The organism is Lysinibacillus sp. NPDC096382, from assembly GCF_044762845.1.
GTDB lineage: Bacteria > Bacillota > Bacilli > Bacillales_A > Planococcaceae > Lysinibacillus.
Window position 1 is genome coordinate 230,526 of record NZ_JBIWFC010000001.1, and the last position, 22,803, is coordinate 253,328.

The 22,803-nt window shown below is 39.8% G+C and carries 21 protein-coding genes and 1 pseudogene; 21 read left to right on the top strand and 1 reads right to left on the bottom strand.

Annotated elements, in window-relative coordinates; all coding sequences use genetic code 11:
* Positions 1-298 precede the first annotated feature (298 nt).
* Positions 299-445 (bottom strand): helix-turn-helix domain-containing protein, encoded by a 147-nt coding sequence (locus ACIQZA_RS01090; RefSeq protein WP_402880105.1) that lies wholly within the window; start codon positions 443-445, stop codon positions 299-301.
* A gap of 106 nt (positions 446-551) precedes the next feature.
* On the opposite strand from ACIQZA_RS01090, the pseudogene ACIQZA_RS01095 reads away from it, so the two are divergent.
* The 21 genes and pseudogenes from ACIQZA_RS01095 to rplS form a co-directional block, all read left to right on the top strand.
* A pseudogene (locus tag ACIQZA_RS01095) lies at positions 552-1,085 on the top strand (diguanylate cyclase); the annotation flags it as partial.
* 100 nt (positions 1,086-1,185) lie between these two features.
* Entirely contained in the window at positions 1,186-1,548 is a 363-nt protein-coding gene (locus tag ACIQZA_RS01100) for an Asp23/Gls24 family envelope stress response protein (RefSeq protein ID WP_132357473.1), read from the top strand.
* An 18-nt stretch (positions 1,549-1,566) separates the two neighbouring features.
* A complete protein-coding gene (locus ACIQZA_RS01105) occupies positions 1,567-3,216 on the top strand; it encodes a DAK2 domain-containing protein (RefSeq protein ID WP_402880104.1) in 1,650 nt (549 codons plus the stop codon).
* A 351-nt stretch (positions 3,217-3,567) separates the two neighbouring features.
* On the top strand, positions 3,568-4,230 hold the full coding sequence (gene sdaAB, locus ACIQZA_RS01110; protein ID WP_402880102.1) for an L-serine ammonia-lyase, iron-sulfur-dependent subunit beta: 663 nt from the start codon (positions 3,568-3,570) through the stop codon (positions 4,228-4,230).
* 14 nt (positions 4,231-4,244) lie between these two features.
* Entirely contained in the window at positions 4,245-5,156 is a 912-nt protein-coding gene (gene sdaAA / locus ACIQZA_RS01115) for an L-serine ammonia-lyase, iron-sulfur-dependent, subunit alpha (RefSeq protein WP_400934242.1), read from the top strand.
* A gap of 540 nt (positions 5,157-5,696) precedes the next feature.
* Complete coding sequence (gene recG / locus ACIQZA_RS01120) at positions 5,697-7,742, top strand: ATP-dependent DNA helicase RecG (protein ID WP_402880100.1); 2,046 nt, start codon at positions 5,697-5,699, stop codon at positions 7,740-7,742.
* Between the two features lie 130 nt (positions 7,743-7,872).
* Positions 7,873-8,451, top strand: coding sequence for a transcription factor FapR (fapR, locus tag ACIQZA_RS01125; protein ID WP_132357884.1), 579 nt, complete (start codon positions 7,873-7,875; stop codon positions 8,449-8,451).
* Positions 8,448-9,440, top strand: coding sequence for a phosphate acyltransferase PlsX (plsX, locus tag ACIQZA_RS01130; RefSeq protein ID WP_142507495.1), 993 nt, complete (start codon positions 8,448-8,450; stop codon positions 9,438-9,440). Before fapR ends, plsX begins: the two co-directional genes overlap by 4 nt.
* A 352-nt stretch (positions 9,441-9,792) precedes the next feature.
* Complete coding sequence (gene fabD / locus ACIQZA_RS01135) at positions 9,793-10,746, top strand: ACP S-malonyltransferase (RefSeq protein WP_402880098.1); 954 nt, start codon at positions 9,793-9,795, stop codon at positions 10,744-10,746.
* Complete coding sequence (gene fabG, locus ACIQZA_RS01140; RefSeq protein WP_402880096.1) at positions 10,739-11,485, top strand: 3-oxoacyl-[acyl-carrier-protein] reductase; 747 nt, start codon at positions 10,739-10,741, stop codon at positions 11,483-11,485. Before fabD ends, fabG begins: the two co-directional genes overlap by 8 nt.
* Before the next feature lie 57 nt (positions 11,486-11,542).
* Positions 11,543-11,779 carry an acyl carrier protein gene (acpP, locus tag ACIQZA_RS01145; RefSeq protein WP_036124798.1) on the top strand — a complete coding sequence of 79 codons (237 nt, stop codon included), beginning with the start codon at positions 11,543-11,545 and terminating at the stop codon, positions 11,777-11,779.
* A gap of 526 nt (positions 11,780-12,305) precedes the next feature.
* A complete protein-coding gene (rnc, locus tag ACIQZA_RS01150; RefSeq protein WP_400934252.1) occupies positions 12,306-13,070 on the top strand; it encodes a ribonuclease III in 765 nt (254 codons plus the stop codon).
* A 4-nt stretch (positions 13,071-13,074) separates the two neighbouring features.
* On the top strand, positions 13,075-16,656 hold the full coding sequence (gene smc, locus ACIQZA_RS01155) for a chromosome segregation protein SMC (protein WP_402880094.1): 3,582 nt from the start codon (positions 13,075-13,077) through the stop codon (positions 16,654-16,656).
* Positions 16,653-17,900, top strand: a complete 1,248-nt coding sequence (gene ftsY, locus ACIQZA_RS01160; protein ID WP_400934255.1) for a signal recognition particle-docking protein FtsY — start codon at positions 16,653-16,655, stop codon at positions 17,898-17,900. Before smc ends, ftsY begins: the two co-directional genes overlap by 4 nt.
* Before the next feature lie 192 nt (positions 17,901-18,092).
* Entirely contained in the window at positions 18,093-18,428 is a 336-nt protein-coding gene (locus ACIQZA_RS01165) for a putative DNA-binding protein (protein WP_132357463.1), read from the top strand.
* A gap of 12 nt (positions 18,429-18,440) precedes the next feature.
* The gene (ffh, locus tag ACIQZA_RS01170) at positions 18,441-19,799 is read left to right on the top strand and encodes a signal recognition particle protein (protein ID WP_402880093.1); all 1,359 of its coding nucleotides are present in this window, start codon (positions 18,441-18,443) and stop codon (positions 19,797-19,799) included.
* Positions 19,800-19,893: 94 nt separating this feature from the next.
* Positions 19,894-20,166 carry a 30S ribosomal protein S16 gene (rpsP, locus tag ACIQZA_RS01175; RefSeq protein ID WP_142507488.1) on the top strand — a complete coding sequence of 91 codons (273 nt, stop codon included), beginning with the start codon at positions 19,894-19,896 and terminating at the stop codon, positions 20,164-20,166.
* Between the two features lie 15 nt (positions 20,167-20,181).
* Positions 20,182-20,415 carry a KH domain-containing protein gene (locus ACIQZA_RS01180; protein WP_004269410.1) on the top strand — a complete coding sequence of 78 codons (234 nt, stop codon included), beginning with the start codon at positions 20,182-20,184 and terminating at the stop codon, positions 20,413-20,415.
* A gap of 606 nt (positions 20,416-21,021) precedes the next feature.
* The gene (gene rimM / locus ACIQZA_RS01185) at positions 21,022-21,537 is read left to right on the top strand and encodes a ribosome maturation factor RimM (RefSeq protein WP_142507487.1); all 516 of its coding nucleotides are present in this window, start codon (positions 21,022-21,024) and stop codon (positions 21,535-21,537) included.
* Complete coding sequence (gene trmD / locus ACIQZA_RS01190; RefSeq protein ID WP_132357881.1) at positions 21,537-22,274, top strand: tRNA (guanosine(37)-N1)-methyltransferase TrmD; 738 nt, start codon at positions 21,537-21,539, stop codon at positions 22,272-22,274. The genes rimM and trmD overlap by 1 nt, the downstream gene beginning before the upstream one ends.
* 116 nt (positions 22,275-22,390) lie before the next feature.
* Positions 22,391-22,735, top strand: a complete 345-nt coding sequence (gene rplS, locus ACIQZA_RS01195; RefSeq protein ID WP_049668419.1) for a 50S ribosomal protein L19 — start codon at positions 22,391-22,393, stop codon at positions 22,733-22,735.
* Positions 22,736-22,803: the final 68 nt, after the last annotated feature.

Here is a 22,803-nt window from a genome sequence, read left to right on the forward strand (position 1 = left end):
TTTTCACATAACCTTTCAAGAAAAAAACCTTTACAGACAAAAAATACTTGTTAAATAATGGTTGTTAATTCCTAGGTGTTGAAAATCTTGGGATATAGTAGCTCGATTTTAACTCGCCCTAACCGCACGCCTGATTGTAAGGGATTGACAATCAGTGGAAGATAAAAAAACCCTTATTTTCCTCGGTGGCCAAACTTCATTGAAACACGTTTACCAGTTTCCACTAAACGCTCTGTAAGGGTATTAATAAGTTCTGCAGAAACGTTAAAGCTAACAAAACCTATACTTACTGAACCGACTACTTCATTATCGCTTTTAATATTCTATGTAATTTGCTAAGTGGTAAATTGCATTTTGCCGAAAGCTCTGAAATGGACAAGCTGTTTTCATTTGCTTCAGAAGCCAGAACTTTAGCGATTGTCATAGCTTGTTCTAGTAATTGCATTGATGTCCCACCTCTCCTTCATTCATTTTATTTTTATTCCGTCTCTACGCCTAGCTACGTAGTTGTGGATCACAGGACGTGATACTTTAAGCATTCGCAAGCATTCCGGGACACATTGACAAATTTGCCTAATCGTCGAGCGTTTAATAATAAATTGACACAAATAGGGCAACAACTAAGTAAACCAAAATCTTTATCTGTCATGATGATTGATCTTGATTTCTTTAAAAAATTAAATGATTATTACGGTCATTTACAAGGTGATGAAGCTTAAATAAAAGTGGCAGCTCTATTAGATGAAATTGCAGAAAAGTATAATGCATTTGCAGCACGTTGGGGAGGCGAAGAGTTCGTAATCGTTAGCCAACATGCGGCTAAATTTTCAGAGCATGTGTATGAGGAAATTTTAGAGGAAGTAAGCCATTTAAATATACGTCATGAGCATTCAGAAGTAGCTGATATTGTAACAGTCAGCATCGGGATGTGTCATGTCAAAATCTCAAATAGCGAGCAATTGAAAATATGCTGTGAATTAGCTGATCAAGCACTAAACACAGCAAAACAAAACGGTCGTAACAACTTTTTCAGCAAAAGTGGAAATTTCGATGAAGATGTATGTTTCCCTTTAAAATGTCAGTAAAACGTTGATACAATGCGCTTTAATGCCTTCTAAGGTTGCTTAATGCATAACGAAAGTGTTACAATATCATTTAGTCAAAAAGAGCCAAGGGGGCATTTCTATGTCGATTGAATTAAACAATGAATTCGGCCAAATTGATATTTCAACAGATGTACTTGCACAAATAGCTGGTGGCGCTGCTGTAGAATGCTACGGTATTGTTGGCATGGCATCTAAACATCAAATTCGTGATGGTCTAACTGATATTTTACGTAAAGAAAATTTTGCAAAAGGTGTTGTTATTCGAAAACAGAACGACGATTTACATATTGATATGTACATTATTGTTAGTTACGGGACAAAAATTTCGGAAGTTGCTTATCAAGTACAGTCGAAAGTGAAATATACAGTGGATAAAACATTAGGTATGAGCGTGAAATCTGTCAATATCTTTGTGCAGGGCGTTCGTGTAGCGAATGATTAAGAGGAGGAACTAATTCTAATGCAGTCTTTAGACGGAATAAAGTTTGCAGAAATGGTGCAAATGGGTGCCCATCACCTATTCCAAAATGCAAATTATGTTGATTCATTAAATGTATTTCCAGTACCAGATGGTGATACAGGAACGAATATGAACTTATCGATGACATCTGGGGCAAAGGAAACAGAGCAGTATGCGTCAGAACATATCGGCAAAACAGCTCAAGCTTTATCAAAAGGTTTACTTATGGGAGCACGCGGAAATTCAGGCGTTATTTTATCGCAGTTATTCCGTGGCTTTGGTAAATCTATCGAAAAAGAAGCGACGATTGATGCTAAGGGCTTTGCTGGTGCCTTCCAAGCAGGCGTAGAAACTGCTTATAAAGCAGTAATGAAGCCAGTTGAGGGAACGATTTTAACGGTTGCACGTGAAGCGGCGAAAAAAGGTGTAGAAGTGGCACAAACTGAAACCGATATCATTGCAGTGATGGAGGCATTTACTGCTGAAGCACAGGCTTCGTTGCAACGTACGCCTGAACTTCTACCTGTTCTAAAAGAAGTCGGAGTTGTAGATAGTGGCGGTCAGGGTCTTCTATTTGTGTATGAAGGATTTTTAGCATCCCTAAAGGGCGAGCCATTACCGGTGAAAAATGAAGTAACTTTAGATGATTTAATTAATGCAGAACATCATAGAGCACAAGATTTCATGAATACTATGGATATTGAATTTGGTTATTGTACTGAAATCATGGTACGTTTTGAAGAAGGAAAAGAGCCATTTAGTGAAGAACAATTCCGCAATGAATTAAATCCTCTAGGTGATTCTTTACTCGTTATTTCAGATGAAGAAATTGCAAAAGTGCATATTCATTCTGAACAACCAGGCGCTGTATTAGCAATGGGTCAAAAATATGGTAGTCTTATTAAAATTAAAGTCGACAATATGCGTGAACAGCATTCTGCCATTGTTGGTGAGGATCATAAAGCACCTTCTTCAGCTAAGAAAGCAGAAAAGCACCCATATGCAATTGTAACGATTGCAATGGGCGAGGGAGTTGCTGAATTACTCCGTTCAATTGGTGCCTCTTATGTTATTGAAGGTGGTCAAACAATGAACCCTTCAACTGAAGATATTGTGAAGGCAGTAAAAGAAATTGGTGCTGAAAAAGTATTGATTTTACCAAATAACAAAAATATCGTAATGGCAGCAGAACAAGCGGTAGAGCTATTAGATATAGAAGCGGCTGTAGTTCCAACGAAAACGATCCCTCAAGGTATGGCAGCGATTTTATCGTTTAATCCAGAGGCGGCAGTTGAAATGAACCAAGCAACAATGACAGAAGCCTTCGCAAATGTTAAAACAGGCCAAGTAACTTATGCAGTTCGAGATACATCTATTGATGGTGTGGAAATTCATAAGGATGATTTCATGGCTCTTGCAGAAGGGAAAATTGTATTATCTACTCCAGCATTAAAAGATGCTGCTGAGAAGGTAATTACTGATTTAGTGGATGAAGATGCAGAAATTGTAACAGTCATCTATGGTGAGGATACAACCGAAGAAAATGCTTCAGAATTAGTGAAATTCATTGAAGAGAATTATCCAGAGGTTGAAGTAGAGTTATTTAATGGTAAACAAGGATTATATCCATATATTATTTCGGTAGAATAATTCACTCTACTTTGCGCATAAGTAGACAAAGCAGTGCACAAGTCGTGTACTGCTTTTGTTTATGGTACTGGGAGAATAGGGGATCATACACGAGCTGAAGTAGCTAAAAATAAATGATTCGATGTATGCGTCCAGTGGACAACAAACTTGGAAATATTGGAATATCAGCATTTTGAAATTATTGTGTATACGGAGTAGACAAAGGTTAATCAATATTGCCATTGTGTAAAATATAGTCGTGTAAATTTTCTGAAAGTTGATAAAGAAGTGCTTTACTTTTATAGTAACTATCAAGCATGATATAAATAAAAAATCGATATTATTATATGGATAGAATAGAGGGGTGTTATTATGAAGTTTACTTCAGTATTTGATATTATTGGACCAGTGATGATTGGGCCTTCTTCTTCGCATACGGCAGGAGCCGCACGAATTGGACGCGTTGCTAGAGATTTATTTGGAAGACAACCAAAATGGGCGAAAATCCACTTATATGGTTCGTTTGCTGAAACGTATAAAGGACATGGAACAGATGTAGCTTTGATAGGGGGCCTATTAAATTACGATACATTCGATGAGCGGATCAAAACAGCTTTTGCCGATGCAGAAAAGGCAGGATTAGATTATGAGTTTATCCCAGAAACAGCAAATATGGAGCATCCGAATACTGCTCGCCTTGTAATTGGCGATGATGAAGGAGAGATGTCTGTCGTTGGTATTTCTATCGGTGGCGGTAAAATTGAAGTAAGTGAGGTTAATGGCTTTAAGCTACGTTTAACAGGTGGTATGCCAGCAATCCTTGTTGTTCATGATGATCGTGCAGGCTGTATTGCCAATGTGGCAAATTGCTTAGCGATGCATGCAGTCAACATTGGACATATGGAGGTTTCGCGTATAGAACGTGGTTTAACGGCCCTTATGGTGATAGAAGTCGATCAAAACATTGAGGATAAAATATTACAACAAATTGCTTTAATACCACATATTTCGAAGGTTTCTAAAATTAATAACTAAGGAGGTGCACGAATATGGACGTATTGTTTCATAATGTTCGTGAACTAGTTGAACGAGCGGAGCAAGAAGGAAAGCTAATTTCTGAAATTATGATTGAGCAAGAAATGTTAATAACTGGACGCTCAAGAGATGAAATTATACAGCAAATGGACAATAATTTAACGGTGATGGAAGAAGCTGTTGAAAGAGGTTTGAAGGGTGTGAAATCTGTAACAGGCTTAACGGGCGGTGACGCAGTATTGCTTCAAAATTATATTGCGCAAGGCAATTCACTGTCGGGGGATTTATTACTAGACGCAGTGAGTAAGGCTGTTGCAACAAACGAAGTGAATGCAGCTATGGGTACAATTTGTGCTACCCCAACTGCGGGTTCTGCTGGGGTTGTACCAGGGACGTTGTTCGCGGTAAAGAACAAGCTAAATCCGACACGTGAGCAAATGATTCGTTATTTATTCACATCGGGAGCTTTCGGTTTCGTTGTTGCTAATAATGCTTCGATTTCAGGTGCTGCTGGTGGCTGTCAAGCGGAGGTTGGCTCAGCTGCTGGTATGGCGGCCGCAGCGATTGTAGAGATGGCTGGTGGTACACCACAGCAATGTTCAGAAGCATTTGCCATTACACTGAAAAATATGCTAGGGCTTGTTTGTGACCCGGTAGCGGGATTAGTAGAGGTTCCTTGTGTTAAGCGAAATGCAATGGGAGCGGCAAATTCCCTTGTGGCAGCGGATATGGCACTTGCAGGGGTTACAAGTCGCATCCCGTGTGACGAAGTGATTGGTGCGATGTATCGAATTGGACAATCTATGAGTCCGAATTTAAAAGAAACTGCTCGTGGAGGACTTGCTGCAACACCAACAGGTAAAGCTATTAGCAAAGCCATTTTTGATAATGGCGATTTAGAAAGTATCAAGTCACTTCAAAAATAAAAATATGAAACACGCTATTCCTAAGGGAGGCGTGTTTTTTTGAGGTTCTCTATGCTATAGATTTTTTATAGTTAATGAAAAGCATGCTGAAATAGTACGCCATGTAAATAAGTTGATTGGAGTGAAGGCTGGGCGACTCCTTGGGGATCAGCGTCACAGATGAGACACTGGAGCGTAAGCGAAGCGGCTCATCGGACGCCCCCAGGAAAGCGCCCAGCCGGAACGGAAATCAACCACACGTTATGGTGATGAGTCTAGAAAAGGAGTATCATTATGAAAATGCAATAGGATGAAAAAGTGTTAATTCATTCGATATAATTAACTATCAATCAATTATTAATGAATTGAATTGCTATCCTACAGAAAATGAAAAGTTATATAATAATATTGAGAATAATAATACGTGTGTTCAGATGTGTTAAACGCTAAGAGTAATCGTATGAAAGGGGAAAACTCATATGCTGAAAAATAGTATGATGATACAAATGACTGCAGGTAAAGTACTTGTGGTGAAAAACTTTGGAGGAGTTGTCGTGCAAGGTGACTGATTTAACGAATCCCGTTACTGAATTAAAGGGAATCGGGAAAGAAACAGCAGGACATTTAGAGGCATTGGGCATCGAGACGATTGCGGATTTGTTATGGACGTTTCCGCATCGGCATGAGGATTTTCGTTTAAAGGATTTAGCACAAACACCACATAATGAACGTGTCACAGTTGAGTGTAAAGTTGAACGAGAACCGACAGTGCTGTTTTTAGGGCGCAATAAATCACGATTACAAGTTACGGTGCTAGCAGGGCGACATTTAGTTAAGGTTGTTTTTTTTAATCAAGGTTATTTGAAACAAAAGCTTGTACCGGGAGCTATTATAACCGTTACGGGAAAATGGGATCGCGGCAGACAAGTAATCAATGGAACGTCTGTAACGTTTGGCCCTAAGACAGATCAAGTCGATTTTGAACCTGTTTATAGTTTAAAAGGTTTGATTCCACAAAAACGTTTTCGTAAATATATGCGACAAGCATTAGATGAGTTTGGTGTAGAAATACCAGATGCTGTTCCGCAGCGTTTACAAGCCGATTATAAACTTACGACAATGCGTGAAGGGCTTGAGGGCATTCATTTTCCTCTTGATGCTGGGCATGCGAAACAGGCTAGAAGACGCTTTGCCTATGAAGAGTTACTAAACTTTCAAGTACGTATTCAAGCGTTACGTAAAATTAGAAAAGATAGTGAGCGCGGTACAGTTATACAGTTTGAGTTACAAAAGTTACGTGTTTTTATTGCATCATTACCCTATGAATTAACAGGTGCGCAAAAACGCGTTGTCAATGAAATTTGTAAAGATTTGAAAGAGCCACATCGTATGAATCGCTTACTTCAAGGTGACGTAGGGTCGGGGAAAACAGTTGTTGCGGCAATATGTTTATATGCAGCAGTAACTGCTGGTTTTCAAGGGGCATTAATGGCGCCAACGGAAATTTTAGCAGAGCAGCATGCTGAAAATTTGAAGGAATGGTTTGAGCCGTTTGGCGTACGTGTAGCTTTACTATCAGGATCGACGAAAGCAAAGGAGCGTCGTTTACTTTTAGAAGAACTGGCAAACGGAGACATAGATATTTTAATTGGTACACATGCGCTAATTCAGCCTGATGTCGTTTTTTACAAACTTGGTTTTGTTATAACGGATGAACAGCATCGTTTTGGTGTAGAGCAGCGTAGAATATTACGTGATAAAGGAGAAAATCCAGATGTGCTCTTTATGACCGCGACACCAATCCCGCGTACACTCGCGATTACAGCATTTGGAGAAATGGATGTTTCGATGATTGATGAAATGCCAGCGGGGCGTAAGCAAATTGAAACGCATTGGATGAAAAAAGAGCAATTTGGCTCTGTTATGTCAAAGCTAGAATTAGAGCTTGCTGCTGGTAGGCAGGCTTATGCTATTTGTCCACTAATCGAGGAATCAGACAAGCTGGATGTACAAAATGCGGTAGAAATCTATGAGCAACTTGCAACGTATTTTAATGGGCGTTACAACGTCGGGCTAATGCATGGTCGTCTATCAGCGGATGAAAAAGACGCTGTTATGCGAGCCTTTAGTGAGGGAACTATTCACGTGCTCGTGTCTACAACCGTTGTTGAGGTTGGGGTGAACGTACCGAATGCAACTTTTATGATTATTTATGACGCTGAACGCTTCGGCTTAGCTCAGTTGCATCAGCTGCGTGGGCGTGTTGGACGAGGTGAACATCAGTCATATTGTGTGTTGTTAGCCGATCCGAAATCCGATGAAGGCAAAGAGCGAATGCAGTCGATGACGGAAACGAATGATGGCTTCCGTCTAGCTGAAAAGGATTTGGAACTACGTGGCCCAGGTGACTTTTTTGGGCGTAAACAAAGTGGTTTGCCTGATTTTAAAGTAGCGGATTTAGTGCACGATTATCGAATACTTGAAACGGCGAGAAAAGATGCAACGGATATGCTTGAGACTGATGCTTTTTGGCATGATGATGAGTACAAATATTTACGTGAAATGCTTGACAATTCAGGTGTTTTACAAGGGGACCGCTTCGATTAACTGATTCTTTGATGCTCAATTAGGAATGTGAGCACTTGTTTTAAAAACAAGTCTTGCATTCTTTTTTTATACTCTATATACTGATATTAGTACCAAGTGCTAATAACAACTAAAAAGGTGGCGAATGATGTTGAGACGAACGAAAAAAGAGCGACAGCGACAATTATCCGAAACGATAGCTGATAATCCATTCGTCACAGATGAACAGCTAGCAACACAGTTTCAGGTTAGTGTCCAAACAATTCGTTTAGATCGTATGGAATTATCTATTCCAGAATTACGAGAACGAATTAAAGATGTTGCTTCGAAAACCTATGAAAATGAAGTGAAATCACTACCGATTGATGAAGTTATCGGAGAAATAATTGATATTGAATTGGATAATCGTGCATTATCTATTTTTGACGTAAAAGAAGAACATGTTTTTCAGCGCAATGGCATCGCACGTGGACATCATTTGTTTGCACAGGCAAACTCATTAGCGGTAGCAGTAATTGACGACGAACTAGCATTAACAGTACATTCTAACATTACCTTTGTAAAACCTGTTAGAGCTGGAGATCGTGTTATTACAAAAGCAATCGTTATCGGACGTGATGAAAAAAATCATCGTACAAAAGTAGAGTTAACGTCCACTGTTAACGGTGAAACAGTTTTTGTTGGTGAATTTGATATGTACCGCACGAAAGGTAAAGGTGAACAACAATGAAATTAGCGCTTGATGGAATGGGTGGAGACAACGCACCAAAATCAGTTGTTGAAGGTGCTTTATTAGCATTAGAGCAAATTCCAAATTTAGAAATTCAATTATATGGTCAGCAGCAAAAGCTCGAACCATTTTTAAAAATACATGATCGATTAACTGTAATACAGTGTGATGAAGTTGTCGAAGGAACAGACGATCCAGCACGCGCTGTTCGTCGTAAAAAGGATTCATCCATGGCACGCATGATGGATGCAGTTGAAGAAGGAAAGGCGGATGCTTGTCTTTCGGCGGGTAATACAGGTGCTTTAATGGCAGGAGGATTATTTAAAGTAGGACGTATTGAAGGGATTGCTAGACCTGCTCTAGCCACTACACTACCTACTTTAGATGGTAAGGGCTTTTTAATGCTCGATTTAGGGGCAAATGCGGACGCACGACCTGAGCATTTATTGCAATATGCCATTATGGGCGATATTTATGCGAAAAAGGTAGGTGGCTTACAAAAGCCACGTATCGGCTTATTAAATATCGGTACTGAGGATAAAAAAGGGAATGAATTAACGAAGGCAGCTTTTGGCTTATTAAAAGAAGCTGATTTAAATTTTATCGGTAATGTAGAAGCACGAGATTTACTTGAAGGGGTAGCGGATGTTGTTGTAACAGATGGCTTTACAGGTAATATGGTGCTGAAATCGATCGAAGGTACTGCTGGAGCGTTATTTTCAATGCTAAAAGAAGCATTTATGTCTTCAACAAAAACAAAAATTTCGGCAGCACTTATGAAAAATAATTTACGTGACCTAAAAAATAAGATGGACTACACAGAGTACGGTGGTGCAGGCTTGTTTGGTTTGCAAGCACCTGTCATTAAGGCGCATGGCTCATCTAATGCTAAAGCGATATACAGTGCAATTCGCCAAGCAAATACGATGGTTGAGCATACAGTCATCTCGACGATTACAGATACAGTACGTCACTTAGAAATTGATTAACTTATTTAAGCAGGTGTCTTTGTGCCGAAAGCAAAGCGACAGCAACACGGTTTTATTTGTGCTAAAGCGAAGCGACAGCAACAACACACGACTGAGTGACCAACATCACGTTGGCCAAAAGCCTCCGGCGGATGTCACGAAATCGGAAAGGGATTCAATGTAGGGTGTTAGCCTAAAATCATCGCATCTGTGCGATAACGGCTAACTGACCTGCATCGGTAAAAACGCCACGTCCTGTGGCATTACCGAAATGACCGACATCGTGTCGGCCCTCGTGCAGGCCTAAGCACAAAGCCGATTCCGGACGTAATTATGCCGAGGCATAATTGATTAAAAAGGGGATTAATAAAAAATGACGAAAATAGCATTTATTTTTCCAGGACAAGGTTCCCAAGTAGTTGGGATGGGGCAAGAGTTTATTGAGAACGCGGCAGAAAGTAAAGCATTTTATGACCGTGCAAATCAAGCGCTTGGCTTTGAGTTATCTAAGCTTATGCTAGAGGGACCAGCTGAGGAACTAACATTGACTTACCATGCACAACCGGCACTCTTAACTACTGGTGTAATGGTTGCAGAAAAATTACGTACAGCAGGCATAATGCCAAATTTTGCAGCTGGACATTCGCTTGGAGAATATGGTGCATTAGTAATCGCTGGTGTGCTCTCATTTGAGGATGCAGTTTCAGTTGTGCATAAGCGTGGGCTTTATATGAATGAAGCTGTACCTGCAGGACAAGGTGCTATGGCAGCTATTTTAGGGATGGAGCTTGAGGCACTGCATGAAGTAACTGAAAAAGTATCTGCAACAAGTGATCCAGTTCAGGTAGCGAATGTAAACTGTCCGGGGCAAATCGTTATTTCTGGTACGAAGGAAGGCGTTGAAAAGGCTTCTTTAGCGGCAAAGGAAGCTGGTGCAAAACGAGCTATTCCTTTAGTTGTTAGTGGTCCATTCCACTCAGAGCTAATGCGACCATCATCTGAAAAATTAAGAGCAGCATTGGCTACTATATCATTATCAGCTCCACAAATTCCTGTAATCGGCAATGTAATGGCGAAAGTATTAGAGGATGTTCCAGCTATTCAGCAGGAGTTAGTAGAACAAGTATATAGCGCTGTACAATGGGAAGCATCTGTGCGTGAAATGATTGCACAAGGTGTGGATGTCTTTATTGAGTGTGGACCAGGCAAAGTATTAAGTGGATTAGTGAAGAAAATTGATCGATCTGTTGCGACATACTGTGTTTATGATGAAGCATCATTAGAGGCTGTACTAGAAGCGGCGAAGGAGTGGACAATTAATGCGTAAACTAGAGGGTAAAGTAGCTGTTGTAACTGGTGCTTCACGTGGAATAGGAAGAGCTATTGCATTAAAGCTTGCTGACGAGGGTGCTAAAGTTGTCGTTAACTACAGCGGTTCACAGGCAAAGGCAGAGGAAGTTGTAGCTACGATTCAAGAGAATGGCGGCGAGGCTATAGCCGTACAAGCGAGTGTTTCAAAAACTGAGGAAGTTTCTGCGTTAATGGATGCAGCGGTGAAAACATTCGGCTCGCTTGATATTTTAGTCAATAATGCGGGTATTACGCGTGATAACTTGTTAATGCGTATGAAAGAAGATGAATGGGACGATGTACTAGATACGAACCTAAAAGGTGTTTTCCTTTGTACGAAAGCAGTAACACGTCAAATGATGAAGCAACGTGCAGGCCGTATCATCAATATTTCATCAATTGTTGGTGTAGCTGGTAATGCAGGGCAAGCTAATTACGTAGCTGCAAAAGCAGGTGTTATTGGGCTAACTAAAACAACTGCAAAGGAATTAGCATCACGTAATATTTTAGTGAATGCAATTGCACCAGGATTTATAGAAACTGAAATGACTGAGCAACTATCAGAAGATATAAAGCAAGGTATGCTTACGCAAATTCCTCTAGCAAAACTTGGGCAGCCTGAGGATATTGCAAAGGCAGTAGCTTTTCTAGCTTCAGATGATGCTACCTATATGACAGGTCAAACATTACATATAGATGGCGGTATGGTAATGTAATTTCAATTAGTCATAAATAATGATTTTTTGTATAATCATTGAGGGGAGGTGAATGTTTTGTCTACAGTATTAGAACGCGTAACAAAAGTAATCGTGGACCGTTTAGGTGTTGAAGAAAGTGAAGTTACACTAGAAGCTTCTTTCCGTGATGATTTAGGTGCTGACTCATTAGACGTAGTTGAGCTTGTAATGGAGCTTGAAGACGAATTCGATATGGAAATTTCTGATGAAGATGCTGAAAAAATCTCAACAGTTGGTTCTGCAATTTCATACATCGAAAGTAAATTAAACTAATTCGTTTAACTTTATATAGCTGAGATTAATCACCTCTACTGGTGCTGACATGGATGCGGTCATTACACAATAAATGTTTATGATTAAATAAAGTTAAAGTCTTTGGCAGAAATTACGCATGCTTTTCTTCATTGTGAAGAGCAGATACTATGCTGAAGGTATGTTTAAAAAGGGGCGAAATGGTTCGTTTAGCGAACTGTGATCGTCCCTTTTTTTATCTTCATTCAGTAGAGACACTCATTTTTGAAGGTAGTAAGAAGGATGCAAAAGTTATCCCTTTTTAGTGAGTGCCTAACACCTACTGATATAAAGGAACTCAGTCTAAGAACGCCACGTCCTGTGGTGACGACTGAGTGACCAACATCACCTTGGCCAAAAGCCTCCCGGACGCAATTACGCCAAGGCGAAATTGACCTTGAAAAAAATAATTTCCAAAACATTGTATTTAAGCCGAAATACTTTTGCATAAATGCCTTGAAAAAGGTACACTTAAACGGTAGAAACTATTAGGAAGGCAGATTGTTCAATGGCTATGAAAAGAAAAGGAACTATGCAGAAATCTGGCGTGCTTCCTGAAAAAGTACGCAATCAATTCGAGCTGTTACAGCATGAATTAAATATCACATTTATTAATAAAAATTTATTGTATCAAGCATTCACACATTCATCTTATGTGAATGAGCATCGCCGTAAATTGTTTACGGATAATGAGCGTCTTGAGTTTTTAGGAGACGCAGTACTTGAACTGTCTGTTTCTAAATACCTTTTTGAGAAATACCCACATATGAGTGAGGGTGAGCTGACGAAGCTACGAGCATCCATAGTATGTGAGCCGTCACTTGTTATCTTTGCAAATGAATTAGGCTTTGGTCGCTTTGTATTACTTGGAAAAGGTGAGGAATTAACAGGTGGACGGGAACGCCCAGCGTTACTTGCAGATGTATTTGAGTCATTTGTAGGTGCCCTTTATTTAGATCAAGGCTTACAAACGGTTGTGTGCTTTTTAGAACGAATCGTATTCCCGAAAGTAGAAATCGGTGCTTTTTCGCATGTGATGGATTTCAAAAGCCAATTGCAAGAAATGGTACAGCAAACAAATAATGGTCTTCTTCATTATGAAATTATTGATGAAAAGGGTCCTGCACATAATCGTACCTTTGTATCGAGCGTGCTATTAAATGGGCAAGAACTTGGTATTGGTCGTGGGAAATCAAAAAAAGAAGCCGAGCAACAAGCTGCGCAATGTGCGATGCGTTCAATGCGTGAGCAAACTGCAAAAGAGGAGGCTTAAATAGATGTTCCTAAAACGACTCGAAGTGATTGGCTTTAAATCTTTTGCGGAACGCATTGGAGTTGATTTTGTACCTGGTGTTACAGCGGTGGTTGGACCAAATGGTAGTGGTAAAAGTAATGTCACTGATGCTATTCGTTGGGTACTTGGGGAGCAATCGGCAAAGTCGTTACGTGGGGCAAAGATGGAGGATGTTATTTTTGCTGGAAGTGACTCACGTAAGCCACTAAACTTTGCAGAAGTAACATTAATTTTAGATAACACAGATGAACAGTTAGCTTTTTCATATACAGAAGTTAGCGTAACAAGACGCGTATACCGTTCAGGTGATAGTGAATATTTACTAAATAACCAACAGTGTCGCCTGAAGGATATTACGGACTTGTTTATGGACTCAGGACTTGGGAAAGAGGCATTCTCCATTATTTCGCAAGGCCGTGTCGATGAAATTTTAAATAGCCGACCTGATGACCGTCGTTCAATTTTTGAAGAGGCAGCTGGCGTATTAAAGTATAAACTAAGAAAGAAAAAGGCAGAGCATAAGCTTGTTGAAACAGATGAAAACTTGTATCGTGTTTTGGATATTTTACATGAGCTAGACAGTCGTCTGGAGCCGTTAGAAATTCAGGCATCAAGTGCAAGAGATTATGTGCAAATGTCAACAGAGTTAAAGGATTTTGATATTGCTATCCTTGTGCACGATTTAAAAAATTGTGCACAATCTTTGCATGCTCTGAAAGCTGAGTATACGGAGCTATATGAAACGGAGCAAAAACAAGCTCATCATATTTCTTCGATAGAACAGCAAACTGTAAGTATTCGTAAGCTTTTAAAAGAGTTAGATGATTATCTAGATACGACTCAGGCTGAGTTTGTTAATGCAACAATGGAGGTAGAGCGTTGGGATGGTCGTAAAGCGTTAATGGCTGAAAAACGACAAAATGCTTCTAATCAACTACTTCAATTGAATACGGCATTACAGGAAGCAAAAGCTGAGGTTGAGTCTCTTATAGCCCAAGAGCAAGAGAAAAAAGAATTGTTCATTGAAAAACAGCAAGAGGTTGCAGCGCTGAAACAAAGCATTAAGCAATTAGAACAATCTTTAAATCGCTCAGTTTCTGAAATTGAAGAAGAAATTGAAGAACAAAAAAACCGCTATATCGACTCTTTAAACGAAGAAGCAACAGTTAAAAATGAATTAAAAAATATCGAACAACAGTTAGCGCAGCAAAAAGCGATGGCGACACGAATGTTAGATCAAACTGATGAAATCGGGCAAGAGCTTGCGCAAATTCTAGCTGAAAAAGAGAAGCTAGTTGTTGCTCATACTACAACAACTAACGACTTGCAGGAAAAACTTGAGCAATATGAAGCATTGCAAATACAGCTTAAAAACGTCAATGCATCATTTAATGAAAAGCAGGATATGCTTTATAAAGCTTATCAGCATCAGCAGCAACTGAAAGCTAGAAAAGATACGCTTGCTGAGCTTGAAGCAGATTTCTCTGGGTTTTTCCATGGCGTAAAAGAAGTATTACTAGCACGTGATAAAAGTGAATTAGCTGGGATTGAAGGAGCCGTTGCTGAGTTAATTCAAGTTGAAGGGAAATATTCCCAGGCTATTGAAACAGCATTAGGGGCAGCCTCTCAGCATATTGTGACAACCAATGAACAATTTGCTCAACAGGCAATTCATTGGTTAAAACAAAAGAGAGCTGGACGCGCAACATTTTTACCTAAAACAGTTATCAAGTCACGGAAGATCAATCTATCTATGATTCAGCTAGCAACTGAGCACCCCGCATTTGTCCATATGGCTGATGCACTTGTAACGTTCGATGAAAACAACCGCACAATTGTTGAGAACCTCCTTGGTAATGTTATCGTTGCATCAAGTTTAGAAGGTGCAAGTCAAATTGCTCGTTTATGTGGGTTTAGGTATCGTGTTGTAACACTTGAAGGTGATATCGTTAATGCAGGCGGTTCATTAACAGGTGGTGCAATGAAGCAACAATCGTCACTCTTTACAAGAAAAGCGGAATTAGATGGTTTAATAGTAAAGCTAGAATCGCTGGAAGCATCTATTTATAGTGCTGAACAGGCTGTCTCAGTTGAGAAAGAGAAGCTTGCAACATTGCGAGACAAAGTAGAACAATTGAAGCTTGACGGTGAGCAACTTCGAAAAGATGAAATGCAACAGGCAAGTCGTATTCGCGAGCTAGAGGTTGTCGAGAAAAGCTTATCCGCAAGAGTATCCTTTGCTTCAAATGAAACACAAGATGTAAAAACACGCGAAGAAGCATTGTTAGCTCAAAAGGAAGCGTCTACGGAGCGTTTAACGGCACTAGCGACAGAACTGCTAGAGATAAACGAAACAGTGGAGCAATTAAGCAAGGTGAAGCTACAAAGTGAATCGGAGAAAGATTTACTTCGTGAGCAGTCAGCTGAAAAACGCTCGCAGTTAGCGGTAATGCAGGAGCAAATGTCACAAGTACAAATTGCTACAGCAGAGTTAGCCCTACAATTAAACAAAGCTCGTCAAAAAGCCGAAAATATTTCTCAGGAAATAATCTGGCTTCAATCTGATGAATCGACAAAACTTTTAAGCGATGAAGAAGTGGATGAGCAAGTTGCTACGTGGAAAACGACAAGAGATTCGTTGCAAGACACTATTTCACAGAAAAAAGATGAAAAAGTAGCACAACAACAAGAGCTTACTACTTTAGAAGAACAGCTGAAGGAATTGCAACGTACGCATAAAGGCTACCTTGAAGCGATACGTGCAAATGAATTGAAGCGAAGTCGCGTAGAGTTTGAAATCAATAATTTCAATGAACAGCTAGAAGAAAACTATCAGCTAACATATGAGGAAGCTGAGGAGTTAGCCCTTGCAATTGAAGATGAAGAGCATATGCGACGTCGAGTGAAATTACTGAAGAAATCGATAGAAGAGCTAGGTCCTGTTAATTTGAGCGCCATCGAGGAATACGATCGCGTACTTGAACGCCATTCATTTTTAACAGAGCAGCGTGAGGATTTACTTGCTGCACAGGAAACATTACATGAGGCTATTAAAGAAATGGATGAAGAAATGACGCTACGATTTAGCGAAACCTTTTATGCCATTCGAGAGCAATTTAAACGTGTATTCCGTGAATTGTTTGGTGGAGGACAGGCGGATTTAGTGTTATTGGACCCTCAGAATCTGCTAGAAACAGGTATAGAAATTGTAGCACAACCTCCAGGGAAAAAATTACAAAATCTAAGTTTGCTTTCAGGTGGTGAGCGTGCACTAACTGCAATCGCGTTATTATTCTCCATCCTAAATATTCGACCTGTACCATTTTGTATTCTCGATGAGGTAGAGGCGGCTTTAGATGAGGCGAATGTCGTTCGATATAGCCAATATTTGAAGAAATTTAGTCGCAATACGCAATTTATTGTGATCACCCATCGTAAAGGGACGATGGAGGGAGCGGATGTATTGTATGGTATTACAATGCAGGAATCTGGCGTATCTAAACTTGTATCAGTAAAATTAGAAGATGAACCCGTACTTGCGGAGCAAAGGAGCGAACAAGCATGAGTTTTTTTAAACGTTTAAAAGATAAATTGACAGGCAATCCCACCGAGGAAGAAAAAGTAGTAGCAATCAATGAAGAAGAAGCTGCTGAACAGAAGCAAGACGAAGCAACAGAGCCTGCTCAAATTGAAGCAACTGTAGATGAAATGGAAAAAGTTGAAGAAGTTTCTGAAACAGAAACCTCAATTGAAACAGAAACTCCTGTAGCAATTAAAGATCAAGAGCAACAAGAAGTGCAAGAAGTTGCAGTAGTAGAAGAACCTGAGGAGGAGAAAAAACCTTCTGCATGGTCTATTACACAAAAATTCAAGGCTGGTCTTGAAAAAACGCGTAATTCATTTACTTCTAAAGTAAACGATCTAGTTGCTCGTTATCGAAAAGTGGATGAAGATTTCTTTGAAGAATTAGAAGACTTATTATTACAGGCAGACGTTGGCTTTGAAACAGTAATGGAGCTAATGGACAAATTACGCTTTGAGGTTCAGCGTAAAAATATAAAAGATACGAACGGTATTCAAACGATTATTTCTGAAAAACTTGTGGAAATTTATGAGCAAGGAGAAGAGGATTTAATCGAGCTTAATATGCAACCTAAAGGTGAGCTTACGGTAATTTTATTCGTAGGGGTAAACGGTGTTGGGAAAACGACGACAATCGGTAAACTTGCCCATCGTCTAAAATCGCAAGGTAAAACAGTTGTTTTAGCGGCAGGTGATACTTTCCGTGCTGGTGCCATCGATCAATTACAAGTTTGGGGAGACCGTGTAGGCTGTGAAGTGATTAAGCAATCGGAAGGTTCAGATCCAGCGGCGGTTATGTATGATGCCATTCGTGCAGCGAAAAACCGTAATGCAGATGTGTTAATTTGTGATACAGCAGGGCGCTTACAAAACAAAGTAAACTTAATGAATGAGCTTGAAAAAGTTCATCGAGTAATCTCTCGTGAGATACCGAATGCTCCACATGAAGTACTATTAGCATTAGATGCAACAACAGGCCAAAATGCACTTGTTCAAGCACAAACATTTAAGGAAGCTACAAATGTAACGGGGATCGTTTTAACAAAGCTTGACGGCACTGCAAAAGGCGGTATTGTTCTTGCTATTCGTAATAAATTACACATTCCTGTAAAGTTTGTTGGCCTTGGTGAAAAAATGGATGATTTACAACCATTTGATGCAGAGCGTTATGTGTATGGCTTATTTGCTGATGGTTTAGATAAAGAATTACAAAATAGTGAGGACTAATGGCTCACAAGTAATTTGAAGCGCTCGTCTGTAAACAGGGGAATCGCATTGTTTAAAAGGGAAATACTGGCTATAGGTGGAAAACACCTAAAAAGCAGTTAATTAAAGCTTTTAGACAAGGAGATTACCTTGACACAGACGGGCGCTTTTCGTTATGATACAAATGACTAATAACGGGAGGAGAAACATTCGATGCTACTTGAAAAAACAACACGCATGAACTTTCTCTTCGACTTTTATCAAGCATTATTAACAGATAAGCAACGAAGTTATATGGAACTCTATTATTTAGATGATCACTCACTTGGTGAGATCGCTGAATCGTATGGGGTTTCACGCCAAGCTGTTTATGATAATATTCGTCGAACAGAAGCGATGCTTGAAGAATATGAAGAAAAACTATGTTTACTTGAAAAATTTCAACAACGTACACAAATGCTTGCGCAGCTAACAACAGGGATTACAGAACAAAGTATGACAATTGAAGAGCAGCTAACGCTTATAGAACAGTTGAAAGAATGGGATTAGGAGGCGAAAGCAATGGCTTTTGAAGGATTAGCGGAACGACTCCAAGGAACGATCCAAAAGATTAAAGGTAAAGGTAAAGTATCGGAACAAGACGTTAAAGAAATGATGCGCGAAGTCCGATTTGCTTTAATCGAGGCGGATGTTAACTTAAAAGTAGTCAAAGAATTCGTTAAAAAGGTCAGTGAACGTGCTGTCGGTGTAGATGTTATGCAAAGCTTAACACCAGGTCAGCAAGTTATTAAAATCGTACAAGAAGAATTAACAGAACTAATGGGTGGCGAGCAAAGCCCAATTAAATTTAATACAAAGCCACCAACTGTCATTATGATGGTCGGCTTACAAGGTGCAGGTAAAACGACAACTACAGGTAAATTGGCAAATGTGTTACGTAAAAAATATAATCGTAAGCCATTACTAGTTGCTGCAGACGTTTATCGTCCAGCGGCTGTTCAGCAGTTACAAACATTAGGAAAGCAGTTATCCCTACCTGTTTTTGCATTAGGAACCGATGTATCTCCAGTAGAAATTGCACGTCAGGCAATTGAATTGGCAAAAGAAGAACATCATGATGTCGTTATTATCGATACAGCTGGTCGCTTGCATATCGATGAAGATTTAATGCAAGAATTAAAGGATATTCGTGCGTTAAAAGAGCCGGATGAAGTATTCCTAGTTGTAGATGCTATGACAGGTCAGGATGCTGTAAACGTGGCAGAAAGCTTTAATGAAGCAGTCGGTATTACAGGAGTTGTTTTAACAAAGCTAGATGGTGATACACGTGGTGGTGCGGCGTTATCAATTCGTTCCGTTACACAGAAGCCTATTAAGTTTGTTGGTATGGGTGAGAAGCTGGATGCGCTGGAACCTTTCCATCCAGAGCGTATGGCGTCCCGTATATTAGGGATGGGTGACGTTCTATCACTTATAGAAAAGGCTCAGGCGAATGTTGACGAAGCAAAGGCTAAAGAACTAGAGGAAAAATTTAAATCCCAGACCTTTACGTTCGATGATTTCGTGGAACAATTGCAACAAGTAAAGAAAATGGGTCCACTTGACGAAATTTTAAAAATGTTGCCAGGTGCCGGCAAAATCAAAGGCTTAGACAATGTTAAAGTCGATGATAAGCAAATGGGTCGCGTAGAAGCGATTATTTATTCGATGACACCTGCTGAAAAGACGAATCCAGAAATTATTAACGGTAGCCGTAAAAAGCGTATAGCGAAGGGTTCTGGGACATCAATTCAAGAGGTAAATCGTCTATTGAAGCAATTTGAAGAAATGAAAAAAATGATGAAGCAAATGACAGGCATGGCGAGTGGAAAAGGAAAGAAAAAGATGAAACTACCAGGCTTCGATTCATTGTTTAAATAATATTTTATAGGTGTTAAGAAAAAACACTTTACAAACAACCTAAACATTGATAATATACTATCTTGTGTGAAACTTATTCGGAGGTGCTATTAAAATGGCAGTTAAAATTCGCTTAAAACGTATGGGAGCTAAAAAATCTCCTTTCTATCGTATCGTAGTTGCAGACGCTCGTTCACCACGTGACGGTCGTTCAATCGAAACAGTTGGTACTTACAACCCACTAACTAAACCAGCTACTGTAAACATTGATGAAGAGAAAGCTCTTAAATGGTTAACTGACGGTGCAAAACCATCAGATACAGTGCGTAACTTGTTCTCAGAACAAGGTATCATGGAAAAATACCATAACCAAAAATTCAGTAAATAATCGGGGGCGAGGTCTTTGAAGCAGCTGATTGAAGCAATCGTTTTACCGTTAGTCGATTATCCAGAAGAAGTTCGTATAGAGACGGATGAAAATGCAAATCGAATTGTTTATAAACTTTTTGTTCATCCAGAGGATCGAGGGAAAGTCATAGGCAAGCAAGGGCGAGTAGCGAAAGCGATTCGTACAATTGTTTATTCAGCGGCGGGTAGTCACCATCAAAAAAAGACCTACGTCGATATATTGGATTGAAAGAAAAGATTTTCACGCTCTTTTATATGCAACAAGCACTGGAGAGTCCTAACAGGTATGTTTACATGCGCTTAGGAATTCGAAGTGGCCTTGAGGAAAAGCGTAAAATCTGGAATTAAAAGGAAGGAGCTTGCCGGTTCCTTCCTTTTTTCATTATCTTAGTTACATTGAGAGATAATTGAACATAATGACATTGAGGAAGACTGGTCAACGTCTTAGCTATAACACCGTCCACCAAAAGTTAAACTGTTTTTGTAGGTGAAAGGTGAGAGAAATGTTACTTTTTGATCTGGCTAGCAAGTAGCTTGACGGGGACGAGCATGTTTTAGCATTTTTTATCTTCATTCAGCTTAAGACTCCCGCCTCTTAAGGTTGTGAGATGAATGAGGATGTGATTCCTTTTCAGCGGATTTCAAACTCCCGCTGAATGAAGATAAAGCCTCCGGCGGATGTCACGGATTTTGAAAGGAATTAAATGAAGGATGTTAGCCTAAAACCTTCGCATCCTGCGAAAACGGTTACTTACCTGCCTCGCGTAGGCCTGGGCACAATTCGAAATCCGGACGCAATTACGCCGAGGCGAAATTGATATGAGGTGAGATTTGAATGGAATGGTTTAATGTAGGTCGTATTGTCAATACGCACGGTATTCGTGGTGAGGTGCGTGTATTATCAACAACTGATTTTGAGGAAGAGCGCTTTGCAGTGGGAATAAAGCTTGCGGCGTTTAAAAAAGACGATAAAAAGCCAACGTGGGTAACAATTGAATCAGTGCGTCGTCATAAAAACTTTATTTTGTTAACCTTTGAGGGAATGAATAACATCAACTTGGTTGAGCCTTTCAAAGAAGGAATGCTGAAAATTACGAAAGATCAATTGACAGATGATTTATTAGAGGAAAATGAATATTTCTTCCACGAAATAATTGGCTGTACAATTGTATCTGAAGAAGGCGAAACAATTGGAGCAGTGACCGACATTCTTCAAACAGGTGCAAACGATGTGTGGGTAGTCAAAGGCACTAAAAAAGAGCATTACATCCCGTATATCGAGGATATCGTCAAGGAAATTAATATTGATGAGAAGAAAATAGTGATCCATGTAATGGAAGGTCTACTATGATGAATATTCATGTGTTAAGTTTATTTCCGGATATGTTTACAGGCGTTTTTGGAGCGTCCATATTAAAGAAAGCGCAGGAAAAAGGTGCTGTAAATCTGGAAGTCACTGATCTCCGTGGATTTTCGGGTAATAAGCATAATCAAGTAGACGATTATCCGTATGGTGGTGGTGCGGGAATGGTGTTAAAGCCAGAGCCGATGTTTAGCGCTGTCGAGGCCATTACAGAAGGGAAAAATCCTCGTATCATTTTGATGTGCCCACAAGGTGAGCGCTTTACTCAAAAAAAGGCAGAAGAGCTGGCGCAAGAAAAAGAGCTAGTATTTTTATGTGGTCATTACGAAGGTTATGATGAACGCATTCGTCAGCATCTTGTCACAGATGAGATTTCAATTGGAGATTTCGTATTAACTGGTGGCGAGCTAGGGGCTATGACAGTTATAGATAGCGTTGTACGACTTCTGCCGGGGGTTTTAGGACAAGAGGATTCCCACATACAAGATTCGTTCTCAACGGGTCTTCTAGAGCACCCACATTATACACGCCCTGCTGAATTTCGTGGGATGAAAGTACCTGATGTCTTACTATCGGGCAATCACGCAAAGATTGAGCAATGGCGTATGGAAGAATCTCTGAAAAGAACATTCGAGCGTCGTCCTGATTTGCTCGAGAATTATCCATTAACAGACAAGCAAAAATTGTATCTAGAAAAACTTAAAAATAACGATAAAGATGCTTGATTGCTATCTATATTTATGATAACATCTATTCTGTACTTCTATGTGAAGTACTGAATTACGGTGTTCCGCTGTGGCATAGATTGCGTGCAAGAGCATCTGTCTAAGGAGAGAAAACAATGTCAAACATTATTACAGAGATTACAAAAGCTCAGCTTCGCACTGATCTACCAACTTTCCGTCCTGGTGATACTGTTAAGGTACACGTGAAAGTAGTAGAGGGTACTCGTGAACGTGTACAAGTATACGAAGGTGTAGTAATTAAACGTCGTGGTGGCGGTATTAGCGAAACTTTCACAGTTCGTAAAATTTCTTACGGTGTAGGTGTTGAACGTACATTCCCTGTACACACACCAAAAATCGCTAACTTAGAAGTTGTACGTCGTGGTAAAGTACGTCGTGCTAAACTTTACTACCTACGTAACCTACGTGGTAAAGCTGCTCGTATTAAAGAAATTCGATAATTATGACTTAAAAGTGAGGGGCTTGTGTAACAAGCCCCTTTTCTTTTTGCTTGTCATCTTAAATAGCT

Excerpts from the sequence above, each read along its gene's own strand:
- rimM (WP_142507487.1), top strand. The coding sequence starts at position 21,022 with ATGGAATGGTTTAATGTAGGTCGTATTGTCAATACGCACGGTATTCGT.
- ACIQZA_RS01165 (WP_132357463.1), top strand. The coding sequence starts at position 18,093 with ATGCTACTTGAAAAAACAACACGCATGAACTTTCTCTTCGACTTTTAT.
- sdaAB (WP_402880102.1), top strand. The coding sequence starts at position 3,568 with ATGAAGTTTACTTCAGTATTTGATATTATTGGACCAGTGATGATTGGG.
- rplS (WP_049668419.1), top strand. The coding sequence starts at position 22,391 with ATGTCAAACATTATTACAGAGATTACAAAAGCTCAGCTTCGCACTGAT.
- sdaAA (WP_400934242.1), top strand. The coding sequence starts at position 4,245 with ATGGACGTATTGTTTCATAATGTTCGTGAACTAGTTGAACGAGCGGAG.
- ffh (WP_402880093.1), top strand. The coding sequence starts at position 18,441 with ATGGCTTTTGAAGGATTAGCGGAACGACTCCAAGGAACGATCCAAAAG.
- trmD (WP_132357881.1), top strand. The coding sequence starts at position 21,537 with ATGAATATTCATGTGTTAAGTTTATTTCCGGATATGTTTACAGGCGTT.
- plsX (WP_142507495.1), top strand. The coding sequence starts at position 8,448 with ATGAAATTAGCGCTTGATGGAATGGGTGGAGACAACGCACCAAAATCA.
- rpsP (WP_142507488.1), top strand. The coding sequence starts at position 19,894 with ATGGCAGTTAAAATTCGCTTAAAACGTATGGGAGCTAAAAAATCTCCT.
- ACIQZA_RS01090 (WP_402880105.1), bottom strand. The coding sequence starts at position 445 with ATGCAATTACTAGAACAAGCTATGACAATCGCTAAAGTTCTGGCTTCT.
- ACIQZA_RS01100 (WP_132357473.1), top strand. The coding sequence starts at position 1,186 with ATGTCGATTGAATTAAACAATGAATTCGGCCAAATTGATATTTCAACA.
- ftsY (WP_400934255.1), top strand. The coding sequence starts at position 16,653 with ATGAGTTTTTTTAAACGTTTAAAAGATAAATTGACAGGCAATCCCACC.
- rnc (WP_400934252.1), top strand. The coding sequence starts at position 12,306 with ATGGCTATGAAAAGAAAAGGAACTATGCAGAAATCTGGCGTGCTTCCT.
- fabD (WP_402880098.1), top strand. The coding sequence starts at position 9,793 with ATGACGAAAATAGCATTTATTTTTCCAGGACAAGGTTCCCAAGTAGTT.
- fabG (WP_402880096.1), top strand. The coding sequence starts at position 10,739 with ATGCGTAAACTAGAGGGTAAAGTAGCTGTTGTAACTGGTGCTTCACGT.
- smc (WP_402880094.1), top strand. The coding sequence starts at position 13,075 with ATGTTCCTAAAACGACTCGAAGTGATTGGCTTTAAATCTTTTGCGGAA.
- ACIQZA_RS01105 (WP_402880104.1), top strand. The coding sequence starts at position 1,567 with ATGCAGTCTTTAGACGGAATAAAGTTTGCAGAAATGGTGCAAATGGGT.